Annotated in this window: 21 protein-coding genes; 7 read left to right on the top strand and 14 right to left on the bottom strand. The window is 46.3% G+C overall.

The features are described from left to right. Nucleotides 1–186: hypothetical protein (locus tag QUB64_RS30855; protein ID WP_333394310.1), on the top strand; the 186-nt coding region annotated here is incomplete at its 5' end. Nucleotides 187–188: 2 nt separating this feature from the next. On the opposite strand, the gene QUB64_RS30850 is transcribed toward QUB64_RS30855, so the two are convergent. Beyond that, on the bottom strand, nt 189–1,169 hold the full coding sequence (locus tag QUB64_RS30850; RefSeq protein WP_333278525.1) for a hypothetical protein: 981 nt from the start codon (nt 1,167–1,169) through the stop codon (nt 189–191). Nucleotides 1,170–1,207: 38 nt separating this feature from the next. Further along, entirely contained in the window at nt 1,208–2,575 is a 1,368-nt protein-coding gene (locus QUB64_RS30845) for a GAF domain-containing sensor histidine kinase (protein ID WP_333278523.1), read from the bottom strand. A 625-nt stretch (nt 2,576–3,200) separates the two neighbouring features. Here QUB64_RS30845 and QUB64_RS30840 point away from each other — a divergent pair. Then, entirely contained in the window at nt 3,201–3,524 is a 324-nt protein-coding gene (locus QUB64_RS30840) for a DUF3155 domain-containing protein (protein WP_265233835.1), read from the top strand. Nucleotides 3,525–3,622: 98 nt separating this feature from the next. Here the strand turns inward: QUB64_RS30840 and QUB64_RS30835 are convergent, their stop codons facing one another. The 4 genes from QUB64_RS30835 to QUB64_RS30820 all read right to left on the bottom strand — a co-directional run bounded on the left by QUB64_RS30835 (nt 3,623) and on the right by QUB64_RS30820 (nt 5,986). After that, entirely contained in the window at nt 3,623–3,781 is a 159-nt protein-coding gene (locus tag QUB64_RS30835; protein ID WP_333278520.1) for a hypothetical protein, read from the bottom strand. A 341-nt stretch (nt 3,782–4,122) separates the two neighbouring features. After that, a complete protein-coding gene (locus QUB64_RS30830; RefSeq protein WP_333278518.1) occupies nt 4,123–4,659 on the bottom strand; it encodes a cofactor assembly of complex C subunit B in 537 nt (178 codons plus the stop codon). Nucleotides 4,660–4,976: 317 nt separating this feature from the next. Next, nucleotides 4,977–5,369, bottom strand: coding sequence for a PadR family transcriptional regulator (locus tag QUB64_RS30825; RefSeq protein WP_333278515.1), 393 nt, complete (start codon nt 5,367–5,369; stop codon nt 4,977–4,979). A 413-nt stretch (nt 5,370–5,782) separates the two neighbouring features. Further along, a complete protein-coding gene (locus tag QUB64_RS30820; RefSeq protein WP_333278513.1) occupies nt 5,783–5,986 on the bottom strand; it encodes a DUF751 family protein in 204 nt (67 codons plus the stop codon). Between the two features lie 51 nt (nt 5,987–6,037). Between QUB64_RS30820 and QUB64_RS30815 the strand changes: the two genes are divergently transcribed. Together QUB64_RS30815 and QUB64_RS30810 are read left to right on the top strand one after the other, a co-directional pair. Further along, nucleotides 6,038–6,205, top strand: coding sequence for a hypothetical protein (locus tag QUB64_RS30815; protein ID WP_333278511.1), 168 nt, complete (start codon nt 6,038–6,040; stop codon nt 6,203–6,205). A 62-nt stretch (nt 6,206–6,267) separates the two neighbouring features. Then, nucleotides 6,268–7,155: a DNA adenine methylase gene (locus QUB64_RS30810; RefSeq protein ID WP_333278509.1), complete on the top strand. Its 888-nt coding sequence runs from the start codon at nt 6,268–6,270 to the stop codon at nt 7,153–7,155. A gap of 413 nt (nt 7,156–7,568) precedes the next feature. Here QUB64_RS30810 and QUB64_RS30805 read toward each other — a convergent pair whose 3' ends face one another. From QUB64_RS30805 to QUB64_RS30795, 3 genes are all read right to left on the bottom strand, one after another. Then, nucleotides 7,569–7,751, bottom strand: a complete 183-nt coding sequence (locus QUB64_RS30805) for a hypothetical protein (protein ID WP_333278507.1) — start codon at nt 7,749–7,751, stop codon at nt 7,569–7,571. 41 nt (nt 7,752–7,792) lie between these two features. Continuing rightward, entirely contained in the window at nt 7,793–8,275 is a 483-nt protein-coding gene (locus QUB64_RS30800; RefSeq protein ID WP_333278504.1) for a PD-(D/E)XK nuclease superfamily protein, read from the bottom strand. Between the two features lie 130 nt (nt 8,276–8,405). Continuing rightward, the gene (locus QUB64_RS30795; RefSeq protein WP_333278502.1) at nt 8,406–9,341 is read right to left on the bottom strand and encodes a metallophosphoesterase family protein; all 936 of its coding nucleotides are present in this window, start codon (nt 9,339–9,341) and stop codon (nt 8,406–8,408) included. 104 nt (nt 9,342–9,445) lie between these two features. Here QUB64_RS30795 and QUB64_RS30790 point away from each other — a divergent pair, with 104 nt between their 5' ends. Further along, the gene (locus QUB64_RS30790) at nt 9,446–10,480 is read left to right on the top strand and encodes a hypothetical protein (protein ID WP_333278500.1); all 1,035 of its coding nucleotides are present in this window, start codon (nt 9,446–9,448) and stop codon (nt 10,478–10,480) included. A 182-nt stretch (nt 10,481–10,662) separates the two neighbouring features. Then, entirely contained in the window at nt 10,663–11,403 is a 741-nt protein-coding gene (locus QUB64_RS30785) for a Uma2 family endonuclease (protein WP_333278498.1), read from the top strand. 363 nt (nt 11,404–11,766) lie between these two features. Here the strand turns inward: QUB64_RS30785 and mrdA are convergent, their stop codons facing one another. Both mrdA and QUB64_RS30775 read right to left on the bottom strand, forming a co-directional pair. Continuing rightward, nucleotides 11,767–13,587 carry a penicillin-binding protein 2 gene (mrdA, locus tag QUB64_RS30780; RefSeq protein WP_333278496.1) on the bottom strand — a complete coding sequence of 607 codons (1,821 nt, stop codon included), beginning with the start codon at nt 13,585–13,587 and terminating at the stop codon, nt 11,767–11,769. 314 nt (nt 13,588–13,901) lie between these two features. After that, the gene (locus QUB64_RS30775) at nt 13,902–14,576 is read right to left on the bottom strand and encodes an N-acetylmannosamine-6-phosphate 2-epimerase (RefSeq protein ID WP_333278494.1); all 675 of its coding nucleotides are present in this window, start codon (nt 14,574–14,576) and stop codon (nt 13,902–13,904) included. On the opposite strand from QUB64_RS30775, the gene QUB64_RS30770 reads away from it, so the two are divergent. Continuing rightward, the gene (locus QUB64_RS30770; protein ID WP_333278492.1) at nt 14,575–14,802 is read left to right on the top strand and encodes a hypothetical protein; all 228 of its coding nucleotides are present in this window, start codon (nt 14,575–14,577) and stop codon (nt 14,800–14,802) included. The genes QUB64_RS30775 and QUB64_RS30770 overlap by 2 nt on opposite strands. Here QUB64_RS30770 and QUB64_RS30765 read toward each other — a convergent pair. The 3 genes from QUB64_RS30765 to QUB64_RS30755 are packed head-to-tail and all read right to left on the bottom strand — an operon-like array spanning nt 14,772 to nt 18,056. Next, nucleotides 14,772–15,137 (bottom strand): four helix bundle protein, encoded by a 366-nt coding sequence (locus tag QUB64_RS30765; RefSeq protein ID WP_333278490.1) that lies wholly within the window; start codon nt 15,135–15,137, stop codon nt 14,772–14,774. The two genes, QUB64_RS30770 and QUB64_RS30765, sit on opposite strands and share 31 nt — an antisense overlap. A 24-nt stretch (nt 15,138–15,161) precedes the next feature. Then, a complete protein-coding gene (locus QUB64_RS30760; protein WP_333394308.1) occupies nt 15,162–15,506 on the bottom strand; it encodes a hypothetical protein in 345 nt (114 codons plus the stop codon). Continuing rightward, on the bottom strand, nt 15,507–18,056 hold the full coding sequence (locus QUB64_RS30755) for a hybrid sensor histidine kinase/response regulator (RefSeq protein WP_333278463.1): 2,550 nt from the start codon (nt 18,054–18,056) through the stop codon (nt 15,507–15,509). Nucleotides 18,057–18,440 lie beyond the last annotated feature (384 nt).

The following is an 18,440-nucleotide window of genomic DNA, read 5'->3' as shown; positions in this document are numbered from 1 at the left end:
GCCAGCCTAGCAATTACCGATTACAATCTGTACCTCACTCATATCATGTCCGGTCGATTACCATCACAAAAACGGTTGGTAGTGCGCCCGAAAGTCCGCAGCCAGAGCAGACTTTCGGGCGCACTACCAACCAATCTTATTGTGGTCAATCCACTGGACATGATATTATATATCATCTCAACGTGAATTTAACGCTGTTCGCTCTGCTGGAAATGCCGCCCAACTTCCTGATGACATACGTGCCAAAAATACAAAGCTAAATTCAGAACAGCTAATAATTTAGTGCCATCTTCTAGCATCGCGTGTACTCCGAGACTTCGAGAGCCTAAAATATCCTCAAACCGCGAGATAGCAAACAAAATAAATGCTGCAACTAATGGCAGGTAAGGAGTGGTTTTGATGTACCGCCAAAACTTAACTCCGTAAAGGAAAACAGCAGTCGCATAACACAAATAAATTAATTTCTTAGATATTCCCAACCGAGAAAGAATCAAAGTCATCCGAAACCTGTCATCCAGGAAAAAGACTCCCAGCAGTAAAGCACTAAAAAAGAAAAATATTGCCGATCGACTGCGCGGCTCTTTTTGGCGCAGCACTCCGAAAGTAAATGCACAAATTGCGACTGGGATGCACCATAAAACTTCGGAAACTCCGGTGAGAAGGCCTTCGTAAGGGAACCAGGAATTAAAAGGATCGCTAAACAAACGTTCAACTCCGTCTCCCTGGTTGTTGAGTTTGGCGTATAGGCTCAGCCCGCCCAAAATCAGGACAGTCAGAGTGTTGAAAGCAGCTAAAAACGGTACTTTAAAAAAGTTTTGTTTGAGGAATTCTAAAAGAGTTGCCAACTTGGAAATTTGATCGAATAAAGGCAGATGCTTCATAAATATAGCCTTTTTCCTAATGGTGAGGTATGTCTGATAATTGGGAATTGGTAATTGGTGATTGGTAATTGGTGATTGGGAATTGGTAATTGGGAATTGGGAATTGGGAATTGGGAATTGGTAATTGGGAATTGGTAATTGGTAATTGGGAATTGGGAATTGGGAATTGGTAATTGGAAATTGGTGATTGGGAATTGGTAATTGGAAATTGGAAATTGGAAATTGGTGATTGGTAATTGGTAATTGGTGATTGGTGATTGGTGATTGATTGTGCTTGAAAAAAATCACTTGCTCGGGGCTATATTGTCTCCCAGTGATAGATTTTGTTACTTTTTCACCGGCAGCCAAACGACAAATGTAGTGCCACTATCGGTTGGATATAAATGAGCTTCCGCAGATGGCAGCCATTCCGGATTTACTGGGGAAAATACTTCGATTTCTCCTTGCATTTGGCGGACTAAATCGCGGGCTATCACCAAACCCAATCCTGTACCGGGAATTTCTGTCTGGGCTTTTTCTCCCCGGTAGTGCCGCTCAAATAAATGCTCTAAATCCTGGGGTGGAATGCCGGAACCGGTGTCGCTGACTGCAACTGCTACGGCAGGCAGCGGGCGGTGGTTCGCCTCGTAGCTTACTTTAATATAAATTTGGCGGCCGGCAGGGCTATATTTCAAAGCATTGTCAATTAAATTGCTCAACACTTCGCGCAAAGCTCGATCGTTCGCCGAGACTGGCGGCAAATCCGCCGGAATGTCGGCTAGTAATGACAGATGCCTTTCAGAGGCGATCGCAAGAGCGGAAATTAACAGCGGTTTTAAGACTAATGGCACAAAACAGGATTTCTCTAAATTGGCCGCAGGTGACAGCGACAGAGGAGAATGCCTGGTTAATTCTACATGGGAGGTTGCTGTTTCTGAAGTGCCAGATGGGAGTCTCAGATTTGCTTCGCCGGTGTCAACGGTGCGATCGAACTGGGCGAGCAATTCAGAGAGCCGATCGCTCTCTCGGACAATACTAAAAGCCACATTGCGGTTTTTGTCTTCTGGTACCAACCTGCGCGCTAACAGTTTGCCAAAAGTTCGCAACGCTGTCAGCGGACTTTTGAACTGGTGCAGCAAATTATGCATCGTGTCGTAAACTTGAGCCTGGATTTGGCGAGAAGATCCCAATTCCTGCTGCATCCACTGCGATCGCTGGTCTAAAATGCAGGCCAGGGCCAAGCTGCGAGCAATTTGTTGCATCTGAGCCTCCTCTCGATCGTTCCAAGCCCTGTCTTGCCTACCGCTGACCAGGAGACCCATGACAGCTCCCTCGTGTATCAGAGGCGTCACTATTTGCCGGCGCTGCTGCCACAGGTTCTCCGGGCCTTGGCACCGATCGTCCCGGTTTTCAAAACCCGGAAGTGGTTCGGGTGCGATCGCCCCCACCGTTAATTCTTCCACAGGCAGAGCCGGCGGCGCCAGCAGCCGCGGCACCGGTTTGGCTGTCGAGCTTGCAGCCGATTGCAGCCTCAAGCCCTGATTTTCTGCCGATTCGACTGAGGTTTCTGGGTAAACCGCGATCGGCACCAACTTTGCCTCGCTCCCGGATACCAGCTCTTGTGTCAGGTATACCGCGCTGAATGTCGCGCCCAAACTGACGGCGATCGCTACTTGCGATCGGCAAAGCTTGACAAATTCTGAACTGGCTGGCATTAACATGAGCGCCACATTAAGATCTTTAACGGAATTCTAAGTAAATTACAACTGGTCAGCCGCCGATTACAGATGAGAGACTTTGAGATTTGAGGTTTCTTCCTTTGGTTGAAGGCTGCCGGAGTTGAAGATCCATCGGCTCTCACGAACCAAAATTGCCTCACAGCCTCGTCCCCGCAGCTTCCACATCTACCTCTTCTTGGCTTTTGCCCTCTCTGTTTCGGGCCACCATACCACAACCGCTACACTTTTGTCGATCGACAAAAGTGTTAAGATTATGTCGATATATTAAAAACAGTTGATTTTTGGAGCTAGAACGGATATACTGGCCTCGGATTTGGTAGCTATGATTACCTAAAAATTGGATCTAAAGCCCCGTCCGATCGGGACGGCTTTGATGGTTGAATTATATATTGTTGATTCGCCAGATGTAAAAATCAGGTCTCAACTCTATAATTCAAAAAATCTCAAATAGGTTGGGGCATCAACCGAGGATGCTCGGCAAGATCAGACAAGCTGTGCTTGAAGAAAGCTGTTGGAATCCCAAATCCCCATGCGTTTAGACATGGGGAGTATGTCAAAACCGGTCTGCTCATACTGTCTGCTCACAGAGGAGGTAAAGAAATTGGCCAGGAGACGCAAACGCAAAAGTCGCCGCCGACAAGAAGGACGCAGAATTTTAGAGTGTGTGCCTCAATATAGCATCGAGAGCGGCGAAGATAAACCCGTAACAGCGGCTCGCAAGTTCATCCATGCCGAAGGCATTGCTCCCCCAGCTTTACTGTTGGTCAAGCGTAACGAGCATACCACCGACAGATACTTCTGGGCTGAAAAAGGTTTATTTGGAGCCCAATACGTAGAAGAGAACCATTTCTTGTTTCCCAGCTTAAAGGTGATGCTGGAAGCAACCGCAGAAAAAATTCCTGTGGTGTCCGCCAGTCGCGCATAGCTCAAAATGTTTAGCTCAAAACATTGACAGCAATGTTTTTATAGCTCTTTTAACAAAAGCGCGATAGTTCTCATTGTCTGGAGAGTGCCAACTGAAATTTAGGCGAAAAGTCCTTGGGAAGTTAGGGTATAAGGAGCCATCGCCACAGGAGAGATCGCCCTTGAAAGGGCGATCGGCACAATTGGCACTCTCAGGATAATGGTTTTTTTGACTGGGCCCAAAAACGGATACAAACCCGGAATCGAGTCGCGAGCCACCCCAAATTGGGGACGAAAATTAAAGCTCCCAGATGCATCTGTGGAATAAATCTCAAATCAAAAATCGCAAATCGTTTGACTGTTTTGACTGGGCCCAAAAACGGATACAAGCCCGGATATCGAGTCGCGAGCCACCCCAAATTGGGGACGAAAATTAAAGCTCCCAGATTCATCTGTGGAATAAATCGAAAAATGGAAAATCGAAAAATGGAAAATCGTTTGACTGTGCCAGTCGATCGAACTTTCGGGTTCTCCGAGAGAGCCACAAGCAGTCATCCGTTCGTCTGCTCGAAGTCGAAGCACGGCATCTAGCATATCAAAAAACGTTCCGCACCAAACTTTTAATTTTCCAGCGGTGTCAAATTTAAAGCTTTTTGCATAGTTGCTAGTTCGTCGCGGTGAGCTCTGACAGTCACAAAGCTTTTAGTTGGGCCTTCCGAGTCAGCAACTGATTCGAGTTTGAGGGAAACTTGCTCGGAACGTCCAGCTTTTTTCCAGTAAAATACGCCCGTCAGTGGCGACAGCAGTACCAAACCTAGGAAAATTTGACCTTGCTGAGGTACTAGCATTCCCAAAACCAGTCCCAAGCAGAGAGCCCCGCCTGCACTCAACAGGGTTAAAAAGATAGCTAAAAACCAACTCGGCCGCACAAAACCCTCAAAGGTGACTTTATAGTTGGGGGCATCAACGGCTGCAACTCGGTAAGCCCTAGAAGCAAAATACTCTTGTAGCTGGGTTAACAGTGACTCTTGGGCGCTCTCGGAAGCAAGCTTGACCTGTTCGATGCGATCTTTGACTGAGGCCTTGATGAAGAAAAACAAGCCAACAGCCAGCAGCAGCGTCATCACAAAGGTTGAAGAAAGAACAGTAGTATCCATCGGTAGAAGTTTGTGTAATTGAAATTATCTACTATTACTTTACATAAGTTTACAGACGAAAGCGATCGAGGACTTACGCACACACTTTTTTAACAAAATTCGCAGAAAGCTCTGTAGCAAGACGTTTTTCTCCCCATCACTAAATTCCCATATCTCCCCATCATCCATAATTCTCAAGTGACAATGCGTAAGTCCTGACGTAGTGTAGCTGCTCTCATCGCTGTGTGGCGATGCTGGCAAAGCGAAGGCAGGAAGGCAATTCGCTTTGCTAGTAGCGCCAGCATCTCAAGGGTTTAGGCATCCGATTCCAACGCCGGCTAACCCGTGTGACCAGTTTCTAAGGCGCGGGGCCGACGCCCTGACCCGCCGTTACCCTGACCGATGTACTCGATCCAGAGACGAGCCAGGTCTTGAGCTTGGTGCCGCCACTCGGGCAGGATTTGATACATCCGGCGGGGGCGGCCGCGTCCTTCTACTTTTTTCCAGTAACCGGTGATGACGGCTTCATCTTCGAGAAATTTCAAAGCGCTGTAGAGGACGGTATCCGAAAGTCGGTAGATGGGGAATTCCCTTTCTAGTTGTCCGATGAGTTCTGTACCGTAGGAATCTCCGCGCAATAACACCGAGAGAATGTAGCACACTGCTAGTTCCTTGTTTAGATAAACAGGAGGGGGGTCTTGAAAAAATTGATAGATATGTTCAAATTTCATCTGTCTTGTCCGCTGGAAACTCTCGTGATACCGTCAGGTTAACGGGAGAGGAAAGCGGGGCGGGGTGTGCCGCTTTCTAAGGATTAAGTCGGAAATCGGGGAAACAGAGATGCAATATTTCCCCAGTTGTGTTGATTGTCAGAAACGCTTGTCTTGCACGGGAGGTAATGTTTGCCTGCGCCACAGTCTCTGAGCGCTGATGTAACTAGCTTACTCAGTTCCTCTTCCAATCTATCGCAACCACTATTGTCAAGTGTGCGATCGCCACGAGCGAGTTGCAGCTAATTCGGGAGTTGGTGTTTTAACTTTTAAGTCAAAATTCGCAATTTCCCCAAACCAAACCTTTTGTCGGGTTCGTCTATGCGCTCTAGCTTGTCAGAGTTCGCCGGCTTTTTTACGCAGCAATTTGGCCTTTAAACCGGACTCAGGCCTAACATGGCGCGCAGTGTAAAAGTTAGAAAGACAAAAGTCGCTACAATCGAAGTAATCAGGGCGATCGCAGTTGCCGGTCGATCGAGCAGAGGTTTGAGTCGCTCGAACAGAAAAAAGAAGATTCCGAGACAGACAGTAATCAAAAAACGGGGGTAGCGAGAGACGTTATTAATGAAATCTTGCATGAGCACAGGTGGGGTAAAGTGTTACAGCTCGATCTTTGACTGGTAACACTTGTGAGCGAGTTAGACAATTTTGGCACAGCCGGAGCTAAATCTGCCGATCGGGCGATCGAGCATTCTTCAAGGGCGATGCTAACAGATATAATTCTAACGAAAATTTTTGGTCGTGCGATCGGGCGCTGTCTGTTTAATCCCGGGACGCGACCAGGGCGCGATCGATGAGAGAAGTATTTCTATTGAGTTCGAGTTGTGATAAACATTATAAGGCTGTTATTTATAGATAAATGTCTGCTGCCGCACCTTCTTTCGTATTGCCGCGTCCCTTTCTGAAATGGGCCGGAGGCAAAACTAGGTTGATTGGACAATATCAACCTTATTTTCCTAAAAAGTTCACCACTTACTACGAGCCTTTTTTGGGTGGCGGAGCTGTATTTTTTTACTTAGCACAGCAGCAGCCTTCTTTGCAAGCTGTGTTAACAGATATTAATCCTGAGTTGATTAACGCCTATTGCTGTGTCAGGGATCGAGTTGAGGAGCTAATTGAGCTTTTGGCAGAGCACGCCTCAGAACACACCAAGGACAATCTTGATTATTATTACTCGGTGCGATCGCGCTCCTACAACACAGCTACAGAAAAAGCAGCGCGCCTGATTTACCTCAATAAAACTTGTTACAACGGCCTCTACAGAGAAAACTCCAAAGGTCAATTTAATGTTCCGATGGGCAGATACAAAAATCCTAACATTTGTCAAGTAGATTTATTGCGATCGGTCTCATCTTTACTCGCGCCCGCTAAAATTGAAGTGAGAAAATTCGATCTAATTTTGGATTTTGCTACAAGCAGCGAAGACTTTGTTTATTTTGACCCGCCTTATTATCCAATCAGTGCCACAAGTAACTTCACCGCTTACAGCCGAGATAATTTCAAAGAATCCGAACAGCTTAAACTAAGAGATGTTTTTGTAGAACTTGCCGAGCGGGGCGTCAAAGTCATGCTATCTAATTCTAACTGCGATTTCATCAAAGACATCTACAGCGATAGTCAAGCTTTTCAAAGAGTTCCTCTCCCAAAACTCATTGAAATATCAGCTCCTAGGGGAATTAATTCTAAGAGTTGCAAGCGCGGCAATGTCAAGGAATTATTAATAAGTTCATTTTCAATAAACATTTAAGCAAAGTCTTTACCTAAACATATTATGTACGGCAGCCTTTGGCCTCAGAAACCCGGTTTATTATATTTATAGTTACTCCTAGGAAAACTTGTAGAAACCGGGTTGATCGCCTCATGTATAAACACTGAAACTGTGACCTCATCAACCCGGTTTCTTCGTATATTTTTAACTACTAAACAAAAAAATCCCAGAAACTGGGTCAAAAAATCGGCAAAAAAAAGGAACTATTACCTATTGATTTTTCTAGACTTTCGGGGTATATTTTAGATAATGGGAGTGGTGAGTTAAATTTTATTTTTGTCACTATTCCCATTATTAAATTATACTTCCCAAAACTGTCAAAGTCAAGCTTTTAACCAGAAAAAAAAGGCGTTTTTTTTTATTCAAAAATATAAAAATATCCGAATGCTGCGTTACCGTAAATAATAGCAGTTTCCCCAAAAAATGCAACTGTAGGGAAGATCCAAAGCCCGATCGCGATCGGTTACGGACAAATCTTGATGCGTAATTCCTAGACGAGCAATTGCATACATCTTCGCTCGATCGGTCAACCGCAGATGCTCTTCAGATGCAACCGACGATAAACGCAGATGCATTTCCTGATAGTTTCCGAAGGAATGCAATTCAGGTCTCTGGATTACAGATGTTTGTTAGCCCAAGTAATAAAGGCTTCGAGCTTGTGAACTCCCAACAGATTTTGATTGTCGGGAATTTGTTTTTTAAACCAGTCGATCGAACCTTGCCTCATACCGTCACCGCCCACGATCACAATAGTTGGCACCCCATAGCAATTTTTAATATTTAAATTGAGATAAGGATACTTCTCGTCAACGGAACCTTTATCTTCTTGCCACTTGCACTCAACAATTAGACCGAGAGGAAACGAACCGGAACCAACAATATAAAAATCGACATTTATTTCAGTTTCATAAATGCTAGAACCGATATAAACCTGTCTAGCATATCGCTTGGGATTTGCCGCAGAGAGTAAGAGCCAATCTCGCTTGCGCTTTTTCGGCAACTCGGGACATATTTCGAGATATCCGTGACCTCTCAACGTACCTTCTACAGTTGCTTCTAAAACCAAACCCGTTTTATTGGCTCTACAACCCCTATTCATATTGTTGGCTCCTGAATAAGCTGTTCTCCATTTAAATTGTATGTCAATAAATAATCAAACAATCAGTGGGGTGTTGCTCCGACGCCGCCCCAAATATCCAATTTAAATGCGCAACAGCTTATAATGTGAATTAAGCCGATCGCACTTTTAGCACTCCCCGGTCAAAAACCCGGTTGTCAGTACCGATAGAACTGACAAACATCCGGTCTTCATAGACATCAAACGTCGCAAAACTCAGGCGCGTCGCAGAATGCTCAGTCCACTCAGAACGTCCCACGGGACGAGTGCCCCCGCCAGCACCGCAAATTAAATAAGTTGTACCGTCAATCGAGCGGGTGCGTTCGTAACTGTGCTCGTGTCCGTTGATATAAACCTGGACGCCGTACTTTTGAAATAAAGGCGTAAAAGTCTTAATAAAAGATTGATTCGAGCCGTACACGCCAGAGGAATAAATCGGGTGGTGGCCGAACACAACTTTCCACGGTGCAGTGCTTTGACTCAACTCTTTTTCCAGCCAAACAAGCTGATTTTTCCAATCCGCATTATCATTGGTATCTAACGCAAAAAACTGTACCGGATCGCGCCGAAAAGTATAGTAGCGACCTTGCATATTAAAACCCGGATATTTAACTTGCGGGTCGCCGTTAGCAGTGCGAATGTCGTGATTTCCCAAACAAGCATAAAATTTAACGTTTTGCTGCAATAACGGCTGATAAGGCTTCTCAAAAACAGCATTAATTTTTTCAATTTCGCCGTTATTGTAGATGTTGTCACCGGCGAGAACAGCAAAATTAAAAGGATTTTCCCGGTGATATTGCGCCATCGCCTCAGCCACAGCATACTGACCTTCAGCGCCGGTACCGGTGTCGGCTACCGAAATAAAGCGTAAAATAGGCGGTGAGGCCGGCAATGGGACGATCGCCCTTTGCGCCTCAAGGTTAGAAGGCTCAGCAGCATTGGCGTCTTTACCCCAGGAAGTCCGAAGCTGAAGCATTTTCGAGACTCCGGCCAAACCTAGGGCGCCCAGACTGCCAAAAATTAGAAAGTGACGGCGTTTGATGCTCATTTGGATTCGGTTAGAACTAATCAAATGATAAATTAAGGTTGAGATGGCTCAACTAAAATTTATCCTGTTTAGATATATATTTGTAACGCTCCAAGGCAGAGAAAATGTCAGAAGAACCACTAAACCAACCAACTCCAGAACCGTCTCCATCTCCGACAGCGGAGGTAGACTCGCCAGCAAAGTCGGCCGCGACTCGCAGCACAGCTAAAAATGCCAGCAGCGCTGTTTCCACAAATCAGAAAATCAAAGCTTTGATGGCGTCGATTGGGAATTTGGGAAAAAAGGGAAAAAATTTAGCAGCAGAACCTCCGTTGCAGGCCCAAAAGCCGATCGCGCCCACCGCTAATGACTCAGCAACAACAACTCCTGCTGCTGTTGCTGCGGAAGTTAACAGCGTGCCCCCGCCAAAAGCTGCGGTAAAATTCGATAAAAAGCCTGTATCCCAACCCACAGGTGGCAGTTTTTTAGGAAAAGTTGGCGTACTTTGGCAAAGTATTGTGCGGCTAGTGCGATCGATCCTACCTGCATCTGCGAACGCCAAGCTGTCCGATCCAATTTTAAACGCCTCCTTAGCTGCAATTCTCATCGTTGCGATCGGTTTAACTGTCAACAGTTTTTCGGGAAAACCGCCGGAGAAAGTAGCAAAAGTGCCTATCCCAGCAGCACAGTTACCGCCAACCTTTGACGATTTTGTGGCGCCGGGAACAGCGAAATCCCCAGAGGCGATCGCAAATTCTCAGCCTACACCCGCTAAATTTAAAAGCAAATTGCCCGATTTAGCGGCGCCGAAAAAACCGGAACCTGTAGAAATTCTCCCGCCGCTGCTGACGCCGGAACAGTCGCTGATTGCTGCGATTCAAACTCAAGTTGCTGACATCACGAATCGCCTGGGCGGCGGTTTAGTTAAGTCTGTTGATGCTGATTTCTCGATCGGTCTTTTGACAGTCAAAGTCGCTGAAGATTGGTACAAACTCAGCGCTCTAGAGCAAAATCAGCTCGCCAGTCAAATGTGGAAAGAAGCTAACTCACTGGATTTCAGCAAGTTACAAATTGCCAATCTGGAAGGTAAGTTAATAGCTAGAAGTCCGGTTGTTGGTTCGGAGATGATTATTTTAGAAAGAGGAATTAATAAAGTTTAAATCCTCTGTATCTGCCAACAGTCAGATTAGCCGAAAAGTCCAGGACGCAGAATCTAATTCTGTAGGCTTGTAGTGAGGACTTCAGTCCTCATCAAATGAGAGAGGACTGAAGTCCTCACTACGAACCTTAAAAAGCTGATTTACCAGAGATTAAATTAATTAACTTTGAGGGAAATTGAACAATGACAATTTTAACTCAAGTCGAACCAGTAGAAATTAAATATCCCAGCAGCGACGGAGAGCCGATGGCTGAAAGCGATATCGCGCGCGATTACATGACTTATGCTGTAGAAGCTGCGAACCTTTACTTTCAAGGGCGTTCTGATGTTTACGTGTCAGCGAATTCTTTCATTTATTATGAAGAAGGGAACAACCAGGCGGTTGTGGCGCCGGATTTTTATGTAGTGTTTGGAGTAGTAAAACGGAAAAGAGATAATTATAAAGTTTGGGAAGAAGGGGGAATTACTCCTGATTTTGTGTTAGAGATTACTTCGGGAACAACTCAGACGAAAGACCAAGAAACTAAACCAGAAATTGATCGGGCTTTGGGAGTTATAGAATATTTTCAGTACGACCCTTCGGGAGATTATCTGAATCCAATTTTACAGGGACTGCGTTTAGTAAATAATCAGTATGAGCCGATTCCAGCTCATAATATTGCTTTCGATACCCTGTGGTTGTTCAGTGAGGTGCTGGGACTGGAATTGCATCTAATTTCAGGAGAATTGAGGTTTAGAGTTCCTGAAACTGGTGAGTTTTTGAAGACTCACAAGGAAGAACAACAAGCACGGCTGGCTGTGGAGTCAACTTTGCGATCGCTCGTAACTCAACTTTTAAATTCTGGCATGAATCTGGAACAGGTGGCGCACATGACAAATTTATCGACTTTGGAAGTGAGACGGTTGGTAGGCGAAAACTTTTGAGCGCACTTACAGCAAAAAGGTGCGCAGCGCGCACCCTACATCACAAAATATGAACAGTAAACAGTCAACAATTAATATCATGTCCCCTCGAACGACCATAATAAGATTGGTTTGATCGTTCGGACTTCAGTCCTCGGATTTGGATGCGGACTCGCATTCCGAACGATCAAACCGTTTTTAGGGCGGATAATTGACACGGCGCGGACTCGCATTCCGAACGATCAAACCGTTTTTAGGGTAATTGACACGGCGCAGACTCGCATTCCGAACGATCAAACCGTTTTTAGGGTAATTGACACGTCGCGGACTCGCATTCCGAACGATCAAACCGTTTTTAGGGTAATTGACACGACATAATATCAATTATGATTTGAAAGGCTTATTAGTAGGTTTAAAACCTTGCTTTTGAAAATAGGTTTTAAAGACCTCGTGAGCAATTGGTGCGGCCGAGACAGCACCGAATCCGCCACCTTCGACTATAACTGCGATCGCAATTTCCGGTTTGTCAGCGGGAGCAAAACCTACATACATCGAATTGTCAGCATGACCGGGCATTTCCACAGTCCCTGTCTTACCAGCACTTAAAGGAATAGTACCGTCATTCAGACCGCGGCCTGTACCCTTTTTCACCACGTCAATCAATCCTTCTTTAATGACCTTTAAAGTAGAAGGTTTAATACCAGTTGGGATTTTTTTAGTGAGGGGTGTATTGGTTTGAGAAGCCAACAAATGCGGCTGCACTCGCGAACCGCCGTTAGCAATTGTTGATACCATAACTGCTAATTCTAGGGGAGTACAAAGTACCAAACCTTGACCGATCGCCATTGTTACCGTATCGCCCACATACCAATCTTCCTTGTACATTTTCTTTTTCTGTGCCGGCGTCGGAACTTGACCGTGATTGGCGCCGTCTATCCCCAAAAGCTCTAAATTAATCGTGCCGCCAATGCCCATTTTAGACGCCCATTTCGACATTTGTTCTGGCCCGGCCGCCATCCCTACTTGATAGAAAAATGTATTGCTGCTGAAGGCTAAAGCATCGCGGAAACCGATGACGCCGTAACCGGCGCCGTGTTCGTTGAAAGAAATGCCGCCGATCGAAATTGAAGAAGATGATACTAAAGTCGAGTTAGGAGAAAACTTGCCCGATTCCATCCCGGCGACAGAAGTTACAATCTTAAAAGTGCTCCCCACTGGATAGCCTTGAACAGCCCGATTTAAAAATGGTTTTTCTGGCCCTTGCAGTCGATCCCATTCTGTTTGAGTCACCTTGCGGGTGAAAATATTAGGGTCGAATGTGGGCCAACTAGCCATTGTTAAAAGCGCTCCGGTTTTCACGTCGATCGCCACAACGGCACCCAGGCGATTTCCCAAAGCTTTTTCAGCAGTTTTTTGCATATCTAAATCTAAAGTTAGCTGCACGGGTTTCCCGGGAATAGGATCTTTTACACCTAAGTCTTGGATTTCCTCGCCCTTAGCATTCACCTCGATTAAACGGTTTCCCCAAACGCCTTCTAAAGTTGGATTAACTAATTTTTCAACTCCCATCTGACCGACGATCATGCCCATCGGATATGCCGGATTAGCTTTTAATTGATCTAAACTAGCTTCGCCGACGTATCCCAAAAGGTGAGCTGCTAATTGCTGGTTGGGATTGTCTCGGCTCGATTCGGCGCGAATTTCAACTCCCCGCAAAGTATTAGCTTGTTCTCCCAAAGCGACGAAAGTACCGACATCGATATCTTTACTAATTCGCACTGGTAGGGCTGATTTGTAGCCTGCTACATCGATTTTTTTGATAATTTCGGGGGCGGGAAGTTTGACGATCGGGCTAAGGGTAGCGGCGACTTCTTGCCACTCGGAGGCCGAGCGCTCTTTTGGCCACAAATACACCGATCGCGATACGCGGTTCGCCGCCAAAATTTTGCCGTTGCGGTCTATAATTTGACCGCGAGTGGCTGCGACTGAGACAGGGCGAATGCGGTTATTTTCTGCCCGCTGTCGGTTGTAGGCTCCCTGTACCAGTTGCAATTCGGCTAGACGAAAGATCGGCATCGCCACTAATGTAGTGACTATCAGCATAAAAATCATCACTTGGAGCGATCGACTGCGTTGTTGTCCAGGATTGTCCGAGGTATTTTTGTTTAATCGGACTTTAGAGTTAAAAGAAAAATCGCTAGCCATATTAATTAATCTGCTCTTTTATTGAATTAACAGGCAGATCTAATTCTCATCCGGATTATTTCGGGGAGGATACAACGATGACAACTTTTAGCTCTTTAGTGGAGTTATTGCCAAAATACAATGCACCTCACCCCAACCCTCCCCGAACTCGCGGGGAGGGGGCAAGATTATTCTTGTTTCCCCCCGCGGGAGGGGGGACTTGCGGGGGGTGAATTCGACTTTTGCAAGAACTCTAGTGACCGATATAAATATGCCTATTGGCAGAGATATAAATGCCTAAAATCCAGTAGAATTTTTATTCTACAATTTTATGCTTATTTTCCTATCACCGACGCATAGGCTGTCACCTTAATATCAATTCCAGTAATATCTCCGCCGACAACAACAGCCGTTGCTCCTAAATTCAATGCTTTTTTAGCCATGGACGGCCCAGAGATTCCGCCTTCGCAGATAACGGGAATCTTGAGCTTTGCTACCATTTGCGCTAGCAAATCAAATCCGGGCGGCGAGAAACTTTCTGTTTGGGGTGTGTAGCCAAAAAGAGTAGTACCGACAGTATCTGCACCAGCTTCAGCAGCCGCGATCGCAGATTCTATAGTATCTACATCGGCCATGACTAATTTCCCTAATTCTTTGTGAATGCGATCGATTAACGTTTTTAAGTCTTCGCCAGCAGGACGGTTTCGCAAAGTCGCGTCAAGGGCGATAATATCTGCTCCTGCAAGTGCGATCGCCCGCGCGTCTTCAAACCGAGGAGTAATGTAAATCTCGTATCCCGGCAATTGCTGCTTCCAAATGCCAATTACAGGAGCCGATACCTGTTGTCGCACCGCTGCAACGTGAGCCGGGGTGTCAATCCGCACGCCCGATGCCCCTCGATCGATCGCGGTGCGAGCCATTGCCGCAATCACGATCGGATCGTGCAGCGGCGAATCAGCAGGTGCTTGACAAGAAACAATTAATCCTGTAGGAATTTGACAATTAATCATGGGGAATTGGGGATTGGGCATGGGGCATGGGGCATGGGGCATGGGGCATCGGGCATGGGCCCGCGCAGGGCAGTGGGGCATGGGGCATGGGCCCGCGCAGGGCAGTGGGGCATTGGGCATCGGGCATGGGGCAGTGGGGCAGTGGGGCATGGGGCATGGGGCATGGGGCATGGGGCATGGGGCTTTTTTTGTAATTTATTCCCTGTGCCCTATTGAACTCAAATAAGCGTTAAGTTTTGGTAGTAATTTATCGACAATTGGTTTAAATTTGCTTACTTCTTCGCTTGTGATAAGTTGTCTAGCATAGGCTAATCTTAACCAGTTTACTGTTTCGTACAAAGAGCCTCTCGCAATTTTTACAAAACGCCGATTATCTTGGTCATTATAACGACCTCTTCCTTCAGCAATATTAGCACAGACACTATCAGCAGACCGAACGATCTGTTTGCCCATCGTATCTTTTGTGAAATAATCCCATTTTTTTACAATCTCCCAAATCTCATTCGCCAAACTTTCCGCCAACTTATAAACTTCTAATTCCTCAAAATCAGGTCTTCCCATAATTACCTCAAAAACTCAATTATATTAAATGCCCTGTTTGCCCTGTTTGCCCTGTTTGCCCAGTTTGCCCAATGCCCCATGCCCAATGCCCCATGCCCAATGCCCCATGCCCCATTCCCAATGCCCAATGCCCCATGCCCAATGCCCCATGCCCCATTCCCAATGCCCCATGCCCAATGCCCCATGCCCAATGCCCCATGCCCAATGCCCCATGCCCCATTCCCAATGCCCAATGCCCCATGCCCCATGCCCCATGCCCCATTCCCAATGCCCCATGCCCCATTCCCAATGCCCAATGCCCCATGCCCTGCGAGTGCCCATGCCCCATTCCCAATGCCCCATGCCCCATGCCCCATTCCCAATTCCCAATTACCCATTACCAATCCCGGCCATTAAAGAAAGAATTTTGTCAAGCAATTGCTCGGGGTGAATCGGTTTAGCCAAACAATCGTTAGCTCCCGCCGTCACGAAAGATATCTGATCGGCGGGAATTTCCTGAGCGCTTAAAGCCAAAATTTTTATATTTTCTGTAGCGAGTTTTTGGCGCAGTTGGTGAATTATTTCGCAGCCATTCATACCGGGCAAACGCATATCGACAATCACAGCATTGGGCTGCAAAAGTTCAATTTGTTCTACCGCCGCTGAGCCTTCAATCATCCACACTACTTGCATTCCTGCGGCTGTTAGGATATCGCAAATCAGCATGGCAGTTTCTTCATCTTCTTCTACGAGGACGAGGCTGCCACGCAAGGAGGAAGAGTGCAGCGGTAAAGATGAATTCGATTTTTCGTATTTGAATTTTGTGGATTCATCTTTGCTTTTAGTTTGGATTGGTATAAAAACGGTAAAAGTAGAGCCAACATCAACTGTAGAGTTGACTTCAATCGCGCCGCCGTGAAGTTCTACTAATTGTTTAGTCAATGCCAATCCCAAACCGGTGCCGCCGTATTCGCGGCGGTAGGGAGAATCTAACTGCTGGAATTTTTGAAACAAGAGCGATCGCTGATCTTCGGGAATTCCAATGCCGGTATCTTTGATTTGAAAAACAGCGGTGCTACCTGGGGGTGCAGTACCTGGCTCTCGTACTGCTGGCGTGCGAGTTTTATCTTCTGTAACCCACACTCGCAGGACGATTCGCCCGCCTTCGGGAGTAAATTTAATCGCATTTCCTAAAAGATTGAACAGAATTTGTCTCAGGCGGCGCGGGTCTGCGGTGAAGCGATCGCACTCTTGTTTGATCCGTTGTTCTTGCACCAGTTCCACGCCTTTAGCTAGAGCTTGTTCTTTGAGGGCGTGCAGGCTCTGAGAAGCTAATTTAGAAATTGAAAATTCACTAATTTTTAATACTGCTTTTCCTGCTTCTACTTGCGATAAATCTAAAATATCGTTAATTAATTCTAATAAGTGGTCGCCGCTGTCCCGGATAGTTTGCAGGTACTGCCGCTGCTTGGCAATTGGCACTTCTTTGGTGCCAACTTTGCCGTAAGACCACCGCAGCAGCGTGTCCGAAATGCCGATGACGCAGGTGAGGGGAGTCCGCAATTCGTGGCTCATAGCTGCCAAAAATTCGCTCTTGGCGAGGCTGGCAGACTGGGCGGCGGCAAGGGCATCGCGCAGTTCTTGCGTTCGCTCTATGACGCGCTGTTCTGAGGTGCACTTTTGCTGCTGGACTTCTGCATAAAGTTCGGCTTGGTAAATGGCGATCGCCAAATGTTCTGCTATTTGCCGCAAAAATGTTATTTTGCTTTCTTCCCACTCGCACACAGTACACTGGTGGGCAATTAGCAGCCCCCACAATTCGTCTTGAACTACGATCGGCACTAGCAACTTCGCCCGCACCTTCGCCCGCCGCATCAACTCTAAAAAACAAGAGTGCGAAGAGTAAGTTATTTCCACATCAGTGACGCACAAAGCCAAACCTTTGCGATATTTTTCTCTGTCGATGACTCCATCGGGAAAGCACTGGGCGCCTTCACTAAAATCCAGTACAGACGAGATAGCATCGCTGGCTAAAGCTTCGTAGGTAACGCGACCTAAATACAAGTAAGAACCGGAATTTGCTTTGACTTCACCAGATCCAGAAACTTGCGGAGGTATTTCTTTACCTGATTCGGCATGGTGGGGGGCTGGCACTTTTTCAAATTGATATATTAACAGGCGATCGACATCCAAAAACTCTCGCACTCTCGAAACTGCTTTTGACAAAATTACTGGTAATTCCAAACTCTGGCGGATTTGAGTTGTCACCTGATTCAAAAGTCGCTCTTGTTCTAGCTGCTGCTGCAAAGCATCTTCCACGGGCTGACAAAATGAAATGCAGGGACTGGCAATTTGTAAGTGATTTACGGCTTCGGCAATCTGGTGCTGTAGCGTTTCTGGAGCTATCAGTTTTAGCGCGAAACTTCCCTCTATTTCTGTTTGGGTGTGTAGGGGCGGGCGACTGTTTTTGCTGGTATCGGTAGCGAGAATATCCAGCAAATTTAGGGTAAATTCGCTTTGCATAACGGCGGAGTTTGGCTGTAGATTTTTAATTGCTTGCTTGAGGGCGCGAATGTCAATTTGCCTCTTCGGTGCGGGCGTTATTGCTGCGAGTTTGTCTGAGAGGGGAGAGAGGAATTTGGCGATCGCCCCTGGATCGAAAGTCAACTCCACATTTAATTGCGAAGTGAGATGTTTTTCGCTGTATTTGCGTCCGTTTGTTGGCAACTCATCTAATACCTTGCCTCGCAACAGCGCGCTAAACCGATCTGATACCACTGCTGCAAACCTTTCCGACGAGTTTCCCTGATTTTCAGGATTCGCGATCGCATCGTCGGCGAGCCAAATCGCCCCGGGGAGTTCAGCCATTTGCTGTAACAACTGGTAAGCAGCCTCAAAGGTTGCTAGCGGCAAAGTTCGATTTAAGGTTTTTGGTTTCAATCTAGGTATTTTCCCGGTTGTTTTAAAGGACAAAATATGAATGCCACTGTTTTGGGGAGGGAACCAGGGGCGCAGCAGACGCGGCCGCTCCAAAAGACTTGAGATGAAAGAAGTGAGTAGATTTTAGACTTTAGATTTTAGATTTTAGATTTACTTGCAGCTCCGTGAATCTGGGAGCAGGAACTTCGAGCTAAAATTTTGGGCTGCTCACAACTTAAGTCGCGGGCTTGTATCCGTTTTTGGGCGGTCAGAAGGCAGGCTCTCGTCAGGCTCAAGAGCCAGAGAGCTGATTTATCCCTATAGTTGTTATCACTTTAAACTATCTTAATCCAGTATAATATCAATATATAATTTGTTAACTTCTACTTAACACTATTCGGGTAA

The organism is Microcoleus sp. Aus8_D2 (genome assembly GCF_036702665.1).
In the GTDB taxonomy this organism is placed as follows: domain Bacteria; phylum Cyanobacteriota; class Cyanobacteriia; order Cyanobacteriales; family Microcoleaceae; genus Microcoleus.
This window is presented reverse-complemented; position numbering and strand designations above follow the sequence as displayed.